The following is a 16158-nucleotide window of genomic DNA, read 5'->3' as shown; positions in this document are numbered from 1 at the left end:
ATATGATTTTAATTATTAGAATGTTGCTCGGAATGAAACTTTGAAATAATCCTGAGTTGATTTACTACTATCATTTTTGTTTTCAACTCGTTCATTATAATATTCCGTCATGATCCGCCATTGAGGTGATATTTGATAAGCCATTTGTAGGGTATAACGTGTCATATCTTTTTCGATATAAACGCCTTTATTTGTTCTATCTTCTATTTTTCCAAAAATAGATTTACGCATTGATGGGGAAACAATTAATCCTATTGGTGTTGTCCAGTTCACATACATACGTAATTGTTGATTATGGTTTGTTTCTTTTGTGTCGTATTCTTCATGTCGTATTGCTTGCTTACCGCCATCAAAATAAGCAACAGTAGTATTAATATTAGGGGTGACAAAATAACGTAGACCAGGTTCAATTTCCCAGCCTAAGTAATCCGTATTTGTGACGCCATTACTACGTTTGTCTTCTTTCTTTTGTAAGCCAAATAAAACGCTACCAGTTAAAACCCAATCTTTATTAATTGGAAATTGGTAATTAGTTTTTGATTCATAAAAATCAATAGTTAATCGGCTACCATTATCATAATTCGTGAGATCTTGACGTATTTTTAAACCCGGTTGGATCCAACCATTATTTAATTTAAAACGATAACTACCCTGTAAATCATAACGCTGATAACGGTTCTTATTGTCATGCTCACGTTGACGAAAACCAACATCGAAATACCAGTTAGACTTATCTGGATTAATATTAAAATCTACACGATAACCAGAATAGTTATTTGGTGTGTCGTAATCGGCCGTTTCCCAAGAAAACATGGCGTTGACATTAGCTGCCTGAGAATGAAAAGAAGTTAAACCTAAGCCAAGAAGAGGTAAAAAAAGAGCAATACGAAGTTTGTTCATGGTATATATCCAATTCTTTATTCGCTTTTATTTGTGTCAATTTTTAGGTGTAGGACATCTTTCCTTTTATTTAATTTTATTAAAAGGATTTTTTATATCAGCGAATTGGGTTTATATATAGCGCCATAAAATTATGGCGCAGATATTTTTATTATTTTTCTTTACATGTAGATATTGTTTTATTTAATTTATTGGTTGTTGCCGTAATGAATTCAGTGGCACGCCAAGAATCTCCTGTTTTTTCCAACCAAGGGGTTAGTTCTTCTTTAATTAATTTTTCAATTAAAGGCATATTCTCTTTGGCAATATTTTTCATTTGATATGGATCGTTCACATTGTCATATAAAGTATATTTTAATGGTTGTCCATCTTGTCTATCTATAACCAAAGTATGAGTTTTTGTTCTTACTCCTCGTTTACCGAATGAAGGTTCGCCATAAGGAATAAAAAGATAAAGCTGAGAGTTTGCTGTGTCGCCTTTGCCAGTAACTACTCTATCTGCAAGATCAGTACCTTCTACTGAATCAGGGATCCATTCAGATAAACCAAGTAGCCCTAAGATAGTTGGATAAATATCAGGTGCTGACATTAATGCATCATCAGTGCCTGGTTTAATTTTACCCGGTAAACGGAACATCATCGGAACACGCATGGATTCTTCATAAGGATTATTTTTGGTGGCTTGCCCATTTGCCCCCAAGCAACTACCATGATCAGAGAAGAAAACAACAAGAGTATTATCTGCAAGGCCTTGTTTTTCTAATTCATCGACGATACGACCAAATTGCTCATCAACACCGTTGACCATAGCCATATATTCTTTGAAATATTGAGGTCCATAGCCTTCTTGATATTCAGTATCCCACTGTACATTAGGGCGTGTATTTAGCTCTTTTGACGTTTTACCTTGATATGCATCGAGGTATTTTTTCGGTACTTGATCATAAGGTGAATGAGGAGGGTTCATTGAAACCACTAATGCAAATGGTTTTGAATTATCTCTAAATTGATTGTTTTCATTTTTGAGGAACTTGATTGCCATATCCGCTTCATGTTCAGGTCCCCATTGATCAATGTAAATTGGTTTATCACGAGGGGTATCGTTTGCCCAATACATTGGTTTCAAATGTAAATCATAAGTGCCGTAAGAATACCAGAAATCAAAACCATGGCGTCTATCCGGTGCAGCCCATTCATTCCAATAACGACCTTCCATTGGATTGTTGTAACTTTCAATAAATGGTTCGTAAGGTGCATCAAGGTGCCATTTACCAATATAGCCAGTGCTGTAATCGAGAGATTTTAAAACATCCGACCAACATTTTGCATAAGGCGATAAATCGATACCCACTTTGCCACCATAGTCATGTGCATTTCCTGTAATACCATTACGAACAGGGTATTGACCAGTCATAAACATGCCACGAAATGGAGAACAAAGAGGGTAGTTTGAAGCCATCTGCGTCATTACTTTGGATTGTTTCGCAAATTTATTCAAATTAGGTGTGATTGAAGGATCTTCCCCCATAAACTGTAATGCATGAGCACGCATTTCATCTGGGAAAACAATTAATAGGTTAGGGGCATTCTCTGGGCGCGAGCGCGGGTTAGAAGTTGAACTCTCTGAATTAGCAATAACAGGGGTAGAAACAGTCATTGCTGCACCGCTGGCTGCGAGTCCTTTGATAAAAGTTCTGCGGGAAACAGTCATTGCTTCCTCCTATTTTACGTTTACTTTCGAATTGGTGTATTTATCTTATTTATACTTTTGCATAATATCAAAAAGTAAGTTAACGAAAGATCAAGAATTGAAAGGGAGATCACAGAATGATGTCAAATTGTAAGCAAATTGACAGCTAAAATAGGAGTTGTAATATTGTTAAGAATAGATTAACTTTTCATTGTTTTGTATATCATGTTGATTTATATGCTTATTATTTATTTTGTGATGATGATAACAAAAATACTTAAAAGCCTTCATTTTCAGCCTGAAAATTGTATATCAGAAAGTGTAAGTATTTTTCTTTCGTTTGTTTTCATTGTCCTTTGATGATCCACCAAGATGTGCTTTTAAATTCAAAGTTTTTAACGACCTTCATGCCTAATTTTTGATGTGCTTTTAGTGACCGAATATTTTCACTATTAACAAATGCGATAGGGTTTCCGCCATGTAAAGAACAGATTTGTTGGTAGAGATTTTTTAATAGTGATTTTCCTCGGTGCGATTTATCAATACAAACAGGGCCATAAAACCAATTGTTTTGTGTTATTTCTGGAAATTGTTGATTAATAGCTTGAGCAATTGGAGGGATCGAAAAAGAGGTGACAGGAAAGCTAAAAACAACAGCAACAATATTTTTTTGGTAGAGTGCAACAATGGCGTTAGTGCTACTTTGATACATCGTCTCAACTTTATTTAGAGGGTATTCACCATATAATCCACCTTGTTGAGATTCTGAATTTGCCTGTAATAGTCGTGCTACTGCACTTATATCTTTAGCAGTCATTTTTTGAAATATATAATTCATTTTTTATTCCTTTTGGCTCTAGCTTATAATCCTAGTATATAAAAAATGATATATATTACAAAAATATATTAAAAATACTAAAGTTAAACTTATCAATTATTCTTTAGGTGATTTATTTATTACTAATTAAAATTCTTTTTATAAATAAGCAGTAATGTTACTTAAATTATTACTGCTTTAATTATAAGGTTATTTTTTTATAATCGGATTATAGAGAATCAAAATTGTTTACCAGCCATAAGCTAATCCACCTCCAATAATAATTTCTTTTTCGCTATTAATGGAAGAGTTTAATCGAAATGCAATATCGTTATTGGGTTTATATTGTACACCTCCAGCAAATGCTGTACCTGTTCGATAATTACTAATACCAATTCCGCCACTTAGGGTATGATGAGCAAGATAAGGAATGCTAGTCATTGCAACTGATGATGCAATACCCGCAAATACTTTTTTTTCTAACGCGATAATTTCTTTGTCTAAATTTGCAACTGAATCAGTAATTTCGGCCTGTCTTTTCCTGTAATAATGATCAAAATCATTAACATGGGTTTTGATATTACCGATATCTGTACTAACAGTTCTCTTTAGCTGATTGATAGTATTATTTGTTGCTATTCTATTTTTATCTACCATTTTTTTAGTCTGAATAAGATTAACGGCATCTGTATTATTTTTACCGTCACTAATATTAACTAATCGAGAAGTGTGTTGATTTTCAATGTTTCCAAATGATACTGTATTTTCTTCTGTTGCTAATGAATTAGTACCAATAGCAACTGAGTGTGCACTTTTAGCTTGGCTATTTGTTCCTATTGCAATTGAACCGTTACCAGATGCATTACTCTGATCACCAAATGAAACACTAGGAATATTAACAGTTATTGGCGATTCTTTATTTTCTTTTATTGAATGTGTGTTTGAATAGGAGAAGTTTGGAAATAAAAAAACAATTAAAAATAATTTTTTAAATAACATTTAATTTAATCCTTTAATGATCTTAGGTGGCATAAATTAATGCTAAATGATTAATTTTTTCATCACAAACAAAAAAATCTGTATTCATTCTTAAAAATAGTTCTAAATAAAATACTAAGCTATTTAATATGTGTTTAATAGTTGTTATTCATTAATAGTACTTAATAAATATTTATTTTATAAAAAAACTGTATCTTAATTAAGATACAGTTTAGGATAAAAAAGTTATTAATGTTTTTTTCTAAAAGCAAAAGCGACAGAGATTGCTTGTAGTAAACACATGGTTGACGTTTGAGAACGAAAGGTTTTTATTTGAGCTTCTTTAACAGTTAAACAAACATCGCTTAAACTCGCTAATGGGCTAATTGGACTATCAGTAACAATAATCTGTTTTGCTTCTTTGTAAGTTGCCATTTCACACATTTTTTGCATTTCATCTGAATACGGGTGGAAGTGAATACCAAAGAGTACATCACGATGCGTAATGTTTCTTAATTGCTCTTTGTACATTCCACCTAGACTGTTGACAAAAACAGTCTCACAAGAGATATGCGAGAGAGCATGAAAAAAATAACTTGCAGCACTGAATGAGTGATGAAAGCCACAAATATAAATTGTGTCAGCGTGTTCGAGCAATTGTAATGTTTTATTTAACATTTCTCTGTGAGTCTGATTTGCCAATTGTTGCAATGAATGGCTATTTGCTTGCGCAAATTCTTGCAAAATATAGGCAGGCTCATTCAGATTAGGGGGCTCCTCTTTATATTTTTGTTTATAAGTTAAATTTTCATTTTCATTTACCATTTCATTCATCAAGTGATTTTGAAATAACTGTTTCATTTCATTAAAGCCATTGAAATGAAATGCGTTGGCAAAACGAATTAATGTCGATGGAGGAACATTTGCTTTATCTGCAAGGATTGCAATTGTATCAAATGCCACACTGTTTTTATTATCAAGTAGATAATGTGCAACCTGCTGTAGCCTTTTACTTAATCCATTATAGCGGGAGCGAACTTGTTCCTGTAGTTCATTCAGATTTGTTGCAGTAGACATAGTGCCCTCAATAAAAATACTATTGTAATTGTAGTGTTTTTTGCATGGTATTTGAATGTTTTTAGCTAATAATATTTAAAATGAAATATAGAGTTAATTCCAAATAAATGAATAACCTAAAGGTAATTATTTGATGTTTAAAACTCTATTTTATTTATTGTTTACTGATTTCATAATAACTTAATGAAATTAATGTTCTTTATTTGGAGTTAAATGAAATTATTATTTCATTTAACTAAGGTGATATTAATAATGATATTGCTTTCATTGTGACGTTTTGTTTTATTTCACCTTGTTTGTTTTATCTTGTTGTAAGTTTGGCTTAAATTGTTATTTTTATTTATCAGTGTTTTCTTTATTTGAAATATGAAGTGTTTTAATATCTTTGTGCGCGATGATTGATATTTATAATACAACGCTTGTTTTATTTATTAATGATAGTAATTTATCTCTATCTTAATTAAAATTTATTTTTATTGGTTGAAATTCTCATATGCAAAACGATCACCCGTGGATTAATTTATTAATGCACTATTGTCATGATCATTACTCAGAAATGATGCCAGTTATATTTTTTATTTGTATTGTTGGTATTATTTTTGGCGTTATACGTGAAATGCGCTGGTTATCCGTTTTTTTTACGGTTCCTCTAATTATTATTGTATTTTTCTTAATAAGTTCTAATTTAGGATAAATGAAGGGAACAATTGTTTTTATAGTTAGGCAAATGTTGTATTAATCTTATTTCGTTTCTTATTTTTACCTCTATATTTATTCTTTTTATTATGTATATAAACACCCACCAATATACTTATCTTATTTTGAAAAAATTCAACTATGGCACTGATTAGATAATCAGCAGAGTGACTAATAAGAGCTCATTACTTATTGATTATTATTGATAATGATAAGCAAATTATTTGCTGAACTATGGGCTAACAATTTACTCTAGATATACTAGACTATGTAACATTATCTTAATGAATTGGAAACTATTGGGTTTTTATTATGCAATGGCGAAATAATGCGTCTCGCTATGGGCACTTGTCACTCCTTTTACATTGGGGGATGGCGCTTACTGTCTATGGTATGTTTGCTTTAGGGCTTTGGATGGTGACATTAGGGTATTATGATAGTTGGTATCATTCTGCACCTGAAATACATAAGAGCATTGGTATTCTTTTATTTATTGTTTTGATAGTGCGAGTGATATGGCGTTGGATTTCTCCACCTCCAAAAGCTTTATCAAGTTACAGTAAACTGACACGTATTAGTGCTCATATTGTACATATGCTTTTATATTTAATCTTATTTTCTATTCTGATTAGCGGTTATTTAATTTCGACTGCTGATGGACAAGCTATATCTGTATTTGATTGGTTTTCTGTACCTGCCATTTTTACTGGAGAAGCAAAACAAGCAGATTTAGCTGGTGATATTCATCTTTATTTAGCCTGGGCAGTGGTTTTATTATCGCTATTACATGCTGCTGGTGCTTTAAAACATCATTTTATTGATAAAGATGTCACGTTAAAACGCATGCTAGGAATGCGGACTAAATAATTAAACTTATAAAACGAGATTATGGAGATAATAATGTTTAAGAAAGCTTTATTAGGTTTAACTGCAGGTGCGTTGTTATTTAATGCAAGTACTGCTTTAGCAGCAGATTATGCTATTGATAAACAAGGTCAACACGCATTTGTACAGTTTCGTATCCAACATTTAGGCTATAGCTGGTTATATGGCACTTTTAAAGATTTCGATGGTACATTTAGCTATGATAAAGAAGATCCATCAAAAGACAAAGTTGATGTCGTAATTAAAACAGGAAGTTTAGATACTAATCACGCAGAACGCGATAAGCACTTACGTAGTGCTGATTTCTTTAATACAAGTAAATATCCTGAAGCTCGATTCGTTTCAACACAAGTGACTCGTGATGGCGAAAACTATGTCGTTACAGGAGATTTAACATTAAATGGTGTAACGAAACCTGTTTCATTAAATGCAAAATTAATTGGTGAAGGTACTGATCCTTGGAAAGGTTACCGTGCTGGTTTTGAAGCAACGGGTAAAGTGAATCTGAAAGAGTTTAATTTTAAATCAGACTTAGGGCCAAAATCACAAGAAGCAGAGTTAATTATCTCTATTGAAGGTGTAAAAAAAGCGTAATTAAATACTTTTTGTAAGGTAATAAACCCTTTTATTATCTAGATGATTTATAAACCGATACTTTAACGTATCGGTTTTTTTATGCACAATCATGATGAATGATCTTATACTTAAGTAATAATTTTTATTTTTTAATAGGACTAATATTTATTTTAAGGTTTTATCGATTTTTAGTCAGTGTAAAGATAGGTCACGATAAAGAAACCATCTATTTATTTAACGGGAAAGAGTCATAATGAAAAAATTACGTCATACTTTTTTGGGTACTCTATTTATATCTGGTCTTTTCACAGTAGGTATTACTGATGCTGATGCATGTACTCGGCTTGTTTATTTAGGAGACAATAATCAAATTATTACGGCTCGCTCAATGGACTGGAAATATGACATAGGAACAAATTTATGGATATTTCCACAGGGGATGCAACGTTCGGGAGAAGCTGGTGATAATTCGATAAAATGGACATCTAAATATGGAAGCGTAATTGCATCTGGTTATGATATTTCTACAACAGATGGCATGAATGAAAAAGGTTTAGTAGCTAATTTATTGTGGTTGGCTGAGTCTAATTATCCAGCATACACCAAAGAAAAACCAGCTATTTCAATTTCTGCATGGGCACAGTATGTGTTAGATAATTTTGCTTCGGTCGAAGAAGCCGTGAATGCATTAGACAGTGAGCCTTTTATTGTATTGACGGATAAAGTTCCTGGGCAAGATAGAATGGCTACACTACATCTTTCGCTTTCAGATGCAACGGGAGATAGCGCCATTATTGAATATATAAATGGAAGGCAAGTGATTCATCACAGTAAAGAGTATCAAGTGATGACGAACTCTCCTATTTTTTCAGAACAGCTAGCGTTGAATAGTTATTGGCAACAAATTGGTGGAACCGTGATGTTACCAGGGACTAATCGTGCTTCAGATCGTTTTGCCCGAGCTTCTTTTTATGTGAATGCCATTCCTAAAGCTCAATCGAGTAAAAAATCGCTCGCTAGCGTATTTGGTGTGATCAGAAATGTATCTGTACCTTATGGATTAAGTACAGTTGAATCACCAGAAATATCATCTACACGCTGGAGAACAGTGGCTGATCATAAAAACCAATTATATTTTTTCGAATCCGCATTATCGCCGAATATCTTTTGGGTTAATTTAAAAGAAATTGATTTTTCAAAAGAGAGTGGGAAAGTAATGACATTACCATTAGGTGAAGAGCAATCGATAATCTATTCAGCTGATGCTACAAGTCATTTTAAACCTGCAGAGCCTTTTAAATTTCAAGGATTAGATAATATACCTTTAAATAACTAGCTGAGTATTCACAATATCTAATATGAAATTATCCGTAATATTAAATATGATAGAGACATCTAAAGTGACAAGAAAAATGATGTCTTTATTACTTATCTTAAATGGTATTTTCATCATTTATTCCATTTTGCTGTCTCGTGGTGTTTATCTGGATTGGGAGATTCATGGTTTTTCAGCATGGCTAAAATCCTTAGGTGTATTAAAACTGCTCGATATACCTAAGGTAATGTTAGGTTGCGCATTAATTTTGCTTTCAATATTTATGTATCTTGGTGCCAGAATTGCGTGGTGTGTCTCTTTGATTTTATTAGCCACCATTGTTTTTCTCGATGTCGCTGTTTATCAGCAAATGGACTTTCAATCCTGTTTTTCTTTTATTTTAGCGATTGGGTTGTTAATAAGCTGGCGTGCATTTCCACATCATAGTTTAACTAGCGCAGGCTTTGTGGCCTTTATCTGCACTCTTTCTTTGCTGTTATTCTCAATGCTGGGAAGTCTTTATATTGGCGATGAATTTAAACCACATATTACAACATTAATGGATGCATTCTATTTTTCTATCGTCTGTATGACGACACTAGGATTTGGCGATATTGTGCCAATTAGCACGAATGCACGTATTTTTACTCTCACTGTTGTTATCTTGGGAATAACTGTTTTTACTACTTCCATTGTGTATGTCATGGGATTTCTTGCGCGCGGCACTCGCGATATTGTTAAGAAAAGGATCGCTAAAATGCATAATCATTTTATTATTATTGGTTCATCAGCATTGGCTTCTCAGTTAGAAAAAGGGCTAAGAGAACAAGGGAAACCCGTTATTGCGATTTGTGTTGATAAAAATAGAGCCTCCTATGATGCTCAAGCCAATATTATTGAAGGTGATCCTACTAATCTTAAAACATTGCTATCTGCCAATATCGCGAAAGCAAGTTGGGTTGTGACTTTATCTGAAAGTGATGCAGAAAATACCTTTATTTTGTTGACTATCCAAGAATGTTCTAATGTTGATGCCAAATTGATCACTATTATTAATCAAGATGAAAATAGAGATAAAATCAGTCGGTTACGCCCAGATATGTTATTTTCTTTAGCATCATTAGGTAAAGAAATTATGATGAAAGTTTTGTGTGGTGAATCTATTTCTTCCTCAGATGTGACTAATTTGCTGTTAAACAAATATTTAAAATCATAATCTTGATAAAACCTTCTTTACGAAAGATCGTGATTACAATAAGATGTATTTAAAATGCATCTTAAGTGAGGTTGAATGATGGAACTTGTAAATTATAAAACAATGCCAGAGTGGACTCGCACATCCATTCCTTTAGCGTTGTTAGAACGCCACAATACAAAGGAAGGTACTTATGCTCAAATGCGAGTCCTTCAAGGTAATATGACATTTATTGTATTTAATGATGATGGTTCACAAATTTCGGTGGATTGTGATATAGAAAACCAACCACCTCTAATTCAGCCTCAACAGTGGCATAAAATTGATAAAGCGAGTGATGATGTACGTTGCCAGCTCTCTTTTTTATGTGCTCCAGAAGATAAGTTATTTAAAGAAAACGACTTATCATTACCCCATTCTGAAGTACGCTATATGGCAACGTTTACCCAGCCTTGTAAGGTGTTAGATTTAGGTGCTGGTCGTGGTCGAAACAGCTTTTATTTAGCGTCTCAAGGTTATGATGTAACAGCGTTAGATATTAATGCTTCACATATTGATGCTATTGAAACAGTTAAAACCAAAACAGGATTAGCGGTAAAAAGTGGCTTATATGATATTAATGAAGCTTCACTTACAGAGAAATACGATATTATCCTTTCAACCGTTGTATTGATGTTCTGCCAACGGGAGCGTATTGAAAGTATTATTAAAAATATGCAGGAATGTACCAACTCTAACGGTATCAATGTAATTGTTTGTCCTGTTGAATCGTCAAATAGTGATCCTGCAGAAATTCCTTTTAAGACCTTTTTACGTCAAGGCGAGTTAGCGGATTATTATAAAGACTGGGAAATCATCAAATATAATGAAAACCCAGGTCATTTACATAAAACAGATGCCAATGGTAATCGTATCGCCTTAAATTTTGCTACTTTAATCGCACGCAAAAAATAGTTAATAACTATTATCTCTTTTAAATACCCCAAATAATTGGGGTGTTTTTTTATCTGTTTAAGTGAATTTTATTGTTGCGGTGATTTATTGCTTTTAATATCTAGGGTTTGGTCTTTTTGCTCTTTTGCCTCAGATTTTTGCAATATCCGCTCTAATAAAACCGTATAGATAGGGCGACCACCTAATAGTTGCGCCAACATAGTTGCACCTAAACAGGTAATGATCATAGGCAGGATCAGCTGATAATTATCCGTCATTTCTAATACGAGAACGATCCCTGTTAGAGGTGCTCTTACCGTTGCTGCGAATAACGCGCCCATCCCTGCAATAGCAAACGTACCAATTTGAATTTGATAATCAGGGAAAAGCAAGGTTGCAGTTAATCCGAATGCGCTACCAAATAGAGTACCAAGTGCTAGAGTAGGTGCGAATATACCGCCAGGAGCACCAGAGGCAAAACTGATAATAGATGTGATAGTTCGTAAAATAAAGAAAAGTAACAGTGCAATAAGAGAATATTGTCCGGTACTGAGTGCTGGGATAATGCTAAATCCACCGCCAGTAATTTCAGGAATAATTAGTGCCAATAGACCACAAAGCCCACCAATAATACCGCCGGTTAAAACAAAACGTGAGGTTTTATCTTGATAAAAATGTTGGAATTGTGTTTGGACATAGAAAAGTAATTTACTGAATATAACGCCAATAATGCCAAATAACATCCCCAAAACTAAATATAGCCAGAGTGTATTTAGTGGTGCAGATGAAAATTTACCGATATGAATAACACCGCCTTCACCATTAAATAGGCGAAAAACAATGCAAGACATAATAACGCCAATAAAGACCGCTTTAATTGAAATAAGACTGTATTTAAATTGAGGTCGCATCTCCTCAATAATAAATAAAATACCAGCCAGAGGCGCATTAAAAGCAGCGGTTAATCCCGCGGCGGCTCCTGTAGCTAATAAAGTATGGCGTGACTCTTTATCATTTACCCGAGAAATATCGTTTACGAGCTGACCGATATTGGCGCCTAATTGAACTGTTGGGCCTTCTCGACCTAATACCATTCCTGAACCTAATGTTCCAATACTAGCAATAAATTTTACTGGTAATACTCGCCACCAACGAACTGGGCGAATATCTATCATTGCCCCTTCAATTTCAGGGATACCAGATCCCCCTGATTCCGGTGAGAATTTCTTGACTAAATAGTAACCTAGCATTGCTAAAATAGAGGAGAAGAGCAATGTACTCATTGCAAGAACATAAGGATTGGTGAAGGTTTTGACGAGCTCTTCTTGTCTAAAATTTATAACCCAACTCACGCTTTTTTCAAATAAAACACCTACTAATCCTGCAAGCGAACCGACTATAGCAGACAGTAGCAGGACTTTCAGTGGTGCAAGGTTGGTCTCTTGTGCTTTTCTGAATAAATTAAAACGTCGTTCATTTTGGCTATTTTGGATAGATTTACGGTTATGCATAACTTTGATTTATGTATTGTAACAATGAACGTAATGATAGCGTAATTTTGTATTGAAGTGATATTTCTCACATAACGTAATCAATTTTAGATTTAGTCGTTTTTTTTTCTAGCATATTTTCACTTTTTCATCTTTAGTGTAATTGATAACAAAAAAGACATATTTAGATAACATTTGGACGAGAAAGGGTAAATTATGGATTTCATCACAAACATATTAAGCGCTATAAATGGCGTGGTATGGGGAGTTCCGATGCTTGTCGGTATTCTCGGTATCGGTCTTTTTATGCAGTTTCGACTTGGTTTTTTACCTATTAGGAAATTAGGTACAGGGTTTAAACTTTTATTTGAGAAAAATGATAAAAGAGGCGAAGGGCAAATATCGCCATTTAATGCATTGATGACTGCATTATCTGCCACTATCGGAACTGGTAATATTGCCGGTGTTGCAACGGCGGTTGTCTTAGGTGGTCCCGGGGCATTGTTTTGGATGTGGATGACAGCATTAGTGGGAATGGCAACCAAATATTCAGAAGCTGTGCTTGCTGTACGTTTCCGTGAAGTTGATAAATATGGGAACTATGTCGGTGGGCCAATGTATTATATCAAAAATGGATTAGGTAAAAATTGGGTTTGGTTAGGTACTGTTTTTGCTGTTTTTGGTAGTTTTGCGGGGTTTGGTATTGGTAATACAGTACAAGCCAACTCTGTGGCTGATGTATTGGAAAGTAACTTTGGTATTTCGACCACAATCACCGCTATTGTTCTGGTTGTTTTAGTTGGTGCCGTATTAATTGGGGGCATTAAGCGTATTGCTGATGTTGCCGGTAAATTAGTTCCTATTATGACCGTTGGCTATTTTGGTGCAGGTATTGTTGTTTTAGCACTGAATGCAACTGCGATCCCAGATGCTATTGTCCTTATTGTTAAATCTGCATTTACGCCCGTTGCTGCTCAAGGTGGGTTTGCTGGTGCCGCTGTTTGGGCTGCGATCCGTTTTGGTGTAGCGCGTGGTGTTTTCTCAAATGAAGCGGGATTGGGTAGTGCGCCTATTGCTCATGCAACGGCAAAAACACAAAATCCTGTTCGCCAAGGTTTGATTGCGATGTTAGGGACTTTTATTGATACCATCATTGTCTGCTCTGTAACAGGATTAACTATTATTATCACAGGACAATGGCTAACAGGGCAAAGTGGAGCAACATTAACCGCTGCATCATTCTCTACCGCTATTCCGGGTGGTAACTATATTGTGGCAATTGCATTAGCCATTTTTGCATTTACCACGATTTTAGGTTGGAGCTTTTACGGTGAGAAATGTGTGCAATATCTTTTTGGACCTAAAGCGATTACACCATTTAGGGTTGCATGGTTAATTGCGTTACCAGTTGGTGCAACGCAATCATTAGAGTTTGTCTGGTTGTTAGCCGATACACTTAATGCAATGATGGCTATTCCTAACTTAATCGCATTAGCTTTATTAAGCCCAGTTGTTTATCGTTTAACAAGAGATCATATAAAAGATGTTAACGCTGATAATATTGGGTTAAATAAAGAAACTCATCCAGTGAACAAAAAAGAAGCCAAAGCAGAGTAACTCGTTCTTACTTATTGGCTAAAAAACACAACACAAAAACCGTATGCACTTAAAATTTGGCATACGGTTTTTTATGGTGGTAACTTAAAGTGTGAGAAATTACAGATAATAAAAAGCCTTCTGGGGAGAAGGCGAAGAGATGAGTATAGATATTATATTTATAAGAATTTAGAAAAGAGAGATAACCTTATTCTTTCAGACTGATGAAGATATTTTTCACTTGGCTATAAGCATCTAACATCATTTTATGCGTTTCACGTCCTAAACCTGATTTTTTGTAACCCCCAAATGGTGCATGAGCTGGGAGTTCGTGATAAGTGTTAACCCACATACGACCAGTTCTTACTGCTTTTGCAACACGTAAGGCTCGGTTAATATCTTGAGTCCAAACACCACCACCGAGGCCATATTCAGAGTCATTCGCCATTTCGATCACTTCATCTTCATTATCGAATGGAATAACACACAATACAGGTCCAAAAATTTCTTCTCGGGCTACACGCATTTGGTTTGTTGCGTTGATGATGATAGTAGGACGAACAAAGAATCCGTCATCATAGCCTTCACCCGTAATACGCTCACCACCTGTTAAAACAGTTGCACCTTCTTTTTTCGCGAGTTCAACGTAGGCTAAGATGGTATCCATTTGATCTTGACTAACTTGTGTACCCATTTGTGTATTAGGATCAAGGGGATCACCGACACGAATACTCTCAAATTCAGTTTTTAATGCTTTCAAGAATTCATCATGAATATCTTTATGTAAGAACAGACGCGAACCTGATTCACAAGCTTGTCCTTGGTTCATCAATATAGCTAATGCTGAATATTTGACTGCTTTTTTCATATTTGCATCAGGGAACACAATATTGGCTGATTTACCGCCTAATTCTAATGTTGCTGGAACCATTTTTTTCGCTGCTGCTTCTGCTACGGTATAACCCACATTGGTAGAACCTGTAAACGCCAGTTTATCAATATCTTGATGCTCTAAAATAGCTTGTCCTACAACAGATCCACGTCCCGTAACAATATTAATTACACCAGCTGGTAATATTTCATTTAAAATACGACCTAGCTCTAATAATGAAAGGGAAGTCAGTGTTGCTGGGTTTATTACGACAGTATCACCCGCGGCAATTGCTGGCGCTAATTTCCATGCAGCCATTAATAATGGGAAGTTCCATGGAATAATTTGTCCAACTACACCAATGGGTTCACGAATAACAAGGCTAATGGTATTTTCGTCTAGGACGGCACTTTCATCGGTATGAGAGCGTATCACGCCTGCAAAATATCGAAAATGGTCAATAGAGGCAGGTAAATCTATGTTTTTCGACTCATTGAGTGGCTTACCATTATCTAATGATTCAATCCAAGCAAAGCGTTCTTGCTCTTGCTCTAAGCGATCTGCAATTTTTAATAAGAGGGCTTGACGCTCTGCTGGAGATGTTTTACTCCATGTTTTGAATGCATTACGTGCGGCAGTGACTGCGCGATCTACGTCTTCGGCACTTCCTGATTGGTATTCACTTAGTAATTCACCGGTTGCAGGGCTATAGGTTTTAGTTGTTTTTTGCGATGTGCTAGTTACCCATTCTCCTCCAATTAGCATTTTGTAGCTTTCTAGAGGACGAAATTCTGATGGAACATTATTTAATTTAATCATTTTTAATCTCCAATGTAGGGGTGAGCATCATTTAAACTTATAGTTTCATTTCGTAATACTCGTGCCAATAACATATATCAAATGAAATAATTTGATTAGCTATTGATGCAATAGGTGATATTAACTATAAAAAATAGTAATGAATATTACGGATTTAACAAAAATGAATTAACTTAATCGTTTCATCTATCAGTCTTTATATAATTAAATAAAAAATACCCATCCGTTATTCTTCAATATTCTTTCTTATTTACTTATTAAAGGTGTAATGCGATTAAGCAATCTGTTTAAAAAAGCAGGCTTTAGACTTATGTGAGATC

At 34.6% G+C, this 16158-nt stretch carries 13 protein-coding genes; 6 read left to right on the top strand and 7 right to left on the bottom strand.

Features of this window, described 5'->3' with window-relative positions; genetic code table 11:
* Positions 1-15 precede the first annotated feature (15 nt).
* From CUB63_RS07755 to CUB63_RS07735, 5 genes are all read right to left on the bottom strand, one after another.
* A complete protein-coding gene (locus CUB63_RS07755) occupies positions 16-900 on the bottom strand; it encodes an OmpG porin family protein (protein WP_006533824.1) in 885 nt (294 codons plus the stop codon).
* A 151-nt stretch (positions 901-1051) separates the two neighbouring features.
* Positions 1052-2611, bottom strand: a complete 1560-nt coding sequence (locus CUB63_RS07750) for a sulfatase-like hydrolase/transferase (protein ID WP_072063414.1) — start codon at positions 2609-2611, stop codon at positions 1052-1054.
* 325 nt (positions 2612-2936) lie between these two features.
* On the bottom strand, positions 2937-3428 hold the full coding sequence (locus CUB63_RS07745; RefSeq protein WP_072063413.1) for an N-acetyltransferase: 492 nt from the start codon (positions 3426-3428) through the stop codon (positions 2937-2939).
* Between the two features lie 228 nt (positions 3429-3656).
* Entirely contained in the window at positions 3657-4406 is a 750-nt protein-coding gene (locus CUB63_RS07740) for a YadA-like family protein (protein WP_109847809.1), read from the bottom strand.
* A gap of 228 nt (positions 4407-4634) precedes the next feature.
* Positions 4635-5462: a MurR/RpiR family transcriptional regulator gene (locus tag CUB63_RS07735; RefSeq protein ID WP_072063411.1), complete on the bottom strand. Its 828-nt coding sequence runs from the start codon at positions 5460-5462 to the stop codon at positions 4635-4637.
* Between the two features lie 1008 nt (positions 5463-6470).
* Between CUB63_RS07735 and CUB63_RS07725 the strand changes: the two genes are divergently transcribed.
* The 5 genes from CUB63_RS07725 to tehB all read left to right on the top strand — a co-directional run bounded on the left by CUB63_RS07725 (position 6471) and on the right by tehB (position 11083).
* Positions 6471-7025 carry a cytochrome b gene (locus tag CUB63_RS07725; protein WP_072063409.1) on the top strand — a complete coding sequence of 185 codons (555 nt, stop codon included), beginning with the start codon at positions 6471-6473 and terminating at the stop codon, positions 7023-7025.
* A gap of 33 nt (positions 7026-7058) precedes the next feature.
* Positions 7059-7637: a YceI family protein gene (locus CUB63_RS07720; RefSeq protein WP_109399744.1), complete on the top strand. Its 579-nt coding sequence runs from the start codon at positions 7059-7061 to the stop codon at positions 7635-7637.
* A gap of 235 nt (positions 7638-7872) precedes the next feature.
* Positions 7873-8955, top strand: coding sequence for a linear amide C-N hydrolase (locus tag CUB63_RS07715; protein WP_202608236.1), 1083 nt, complete (start codon positions 7873-7875; stop codon positions 8953-8955).
* A 79-nt stretch (positions 8956-9034) separates the two neighbouring features.
* Entirely contained in the window at positions 9035-10150 is a 1116-nt protein-coding gene (locus CUB63_RS07710; RefSeq protein WP_229096600.1) for an NAD-binding protein, read from the top strand.
* A 78-nt stretch (positions 10151-10228) separates the two neighbouring features.
* Positions 10229-11083, top strand: a complete 855-nt coding sequence (gene tehB / locus CUB63_RS07705; RefSeq protein ID WP_109847806.1) for an SAM-dependent methyltransferase TehB — start codon at positions 10229-10231, stop codon at positions 11081-11083.
* A gap of 68 nt (positions 11084-11151) precedes the next feature.
* Here the strand turns inward: tehB and clcA are convergent, their stop codons facing one another.
* Positions 11152-12573: a H(+)/Cl(-) exchange transporter ClcA gene (gene clcA, locus CUB63_RS07700; protein WP_109847805.1), complete on the bottom strand. Its 1422-nt coding sequence runs from the start codon at positions 12571-12573 to the stop codon at positions 11152-11154.
* A 195-nt stretch (positions 12574-12768) separates the two neighbouring features.
* On the opposite strand from clcA, the gene CUB63_RS07695 reads away from it, so the two are divergent.
* Entirely contained in the window at positions 12769-14169 is a 1401-nt protein-coding gene (locus CUB63_RS07695; protein ID WP_109847804.1) for an alanine/glycine:cation symporter family protein, read from the top strand.
* A gap of 187 nt (positions 14170-14356) precedes the next feature.
* Here CUB63_RS07695 and CUB63_RS07690 read toward each other — a convergent pair whose 3' ends face one another.
* Positions 14357-15838 carry an aldehyde dehydrogenase family protein gene (locus CUB63_RS07690; protein ID WP_109847803.1) on the bottom strand — a complete coding sequence of 494 codons (1482 nt, stop codon included), beginning with the start codon at positions 15836-15838 and terminating at the stop codon, positions 14357-14359.
* Positions 15839-16158 lie beyond the last annotated feature (320 nt).

This window comes from Proteus penneri, from assembly GCF_003144535.1.
Taxonomy (GTDB): domain Bacteria; phylum Pseudomonadota; class Gammaproteobacteria; order Enterobacterales; family Enterobacteriaceae; genus Proteus; species Proteus penneri.
This window is presented reverse-complemented; position numbering and strand designations above follow the sequence as displayed.

Bases quoted from the DNA above. Each gene is read 5' to 3' on its own strand.
- CUB63_RS07720 (WP_109399744.1), top strand. From the start codon at position 7,059: ATGTTTAAGAAAGCTTTATTAGGTTTAACTGCAGGTGCGTTGTTATTT.
- clcA (WP_109847805.1), bottom strand. From the start codon at position 12,573: ATGCATAACCGTAAATCTATCCAAAATAGCCAAAATGAACGACGTTTT.
- tehB (WP_109847806.1), top strand. From the start codon at position 10,229: ATGGAACTTGTAAATTATAAAACAATGCCAGAGTGGACTCGCACATCC.
- CUB63_RS07710 (WP_229096600.1), top strand. From the start codon at position 9,035: ATGTCTTTATTACTTATCTTAAATGGTATTTTCATCATTTATTCCATT.
- CUB63_RS07755 (WP_006533824.1), bottom strand. From the start codon at position 900: ATGAACAAACTTCGTATTGCTCTTTTTTTACCTCTTCTTGGCTTAGGT.
- CUB63_RS07715 (WP_202608236.1), top strand. From the start codon at position 7,873: ATGAAAAAATTACGTCATACTTTTTTGGGTACTCTATTTATATCTGGT.
- CUB63_RS07695 (WP_109847804.1), top strand. From the start codon at position 12,769: ATGGATTTCATCACAAACATATTAAGCGCTATAAATGGCGTGGTATGG.
- CUB63_RS07690 (WP_109847803.1), bottom strand. From the start codon at position 15,838: ATGATTAAATTAAATAATGTTCCATCAGAATTTCGTCCTCTAGAAAGC.
- CUB63_RS07745 (WP_072063413.1), bottom strand. From the start codon at position 3,428: ATGAATTATATATTTCAAAAAATGACTGCTAAAGATATAAGTGCAGTA.
- CUB63_RS07750 (WP_072063414.1), bottom strand. From the start codon at position 2,611: ATGACTGTTTCCCGCAGAACTTTTATCAAAGGACTCGCAGCCAGCGGT.
- CUB63_RS07725 (WP_072063409.1), top strand. From the start codon at position 6,471: ATGCAATGGCGAAATAATGCGTCTCGCTATGGGCACTTGTCACTCCTT.
- CUB63_RS07735 (WP_072063411.1), bottom strand. From the start codon at position 5,462: ATGTCTACTGCAACAAATCTGAATGAACTACAGGAACAAGTTCGCTCC.
- CUB63_RS07740 (WP_109847809.1), bottom strand. From the start codon at position 4,406: ATGTTATTTAAAAAATTATTTTTAATTGTTTTTTTATTTCCAAACTTC.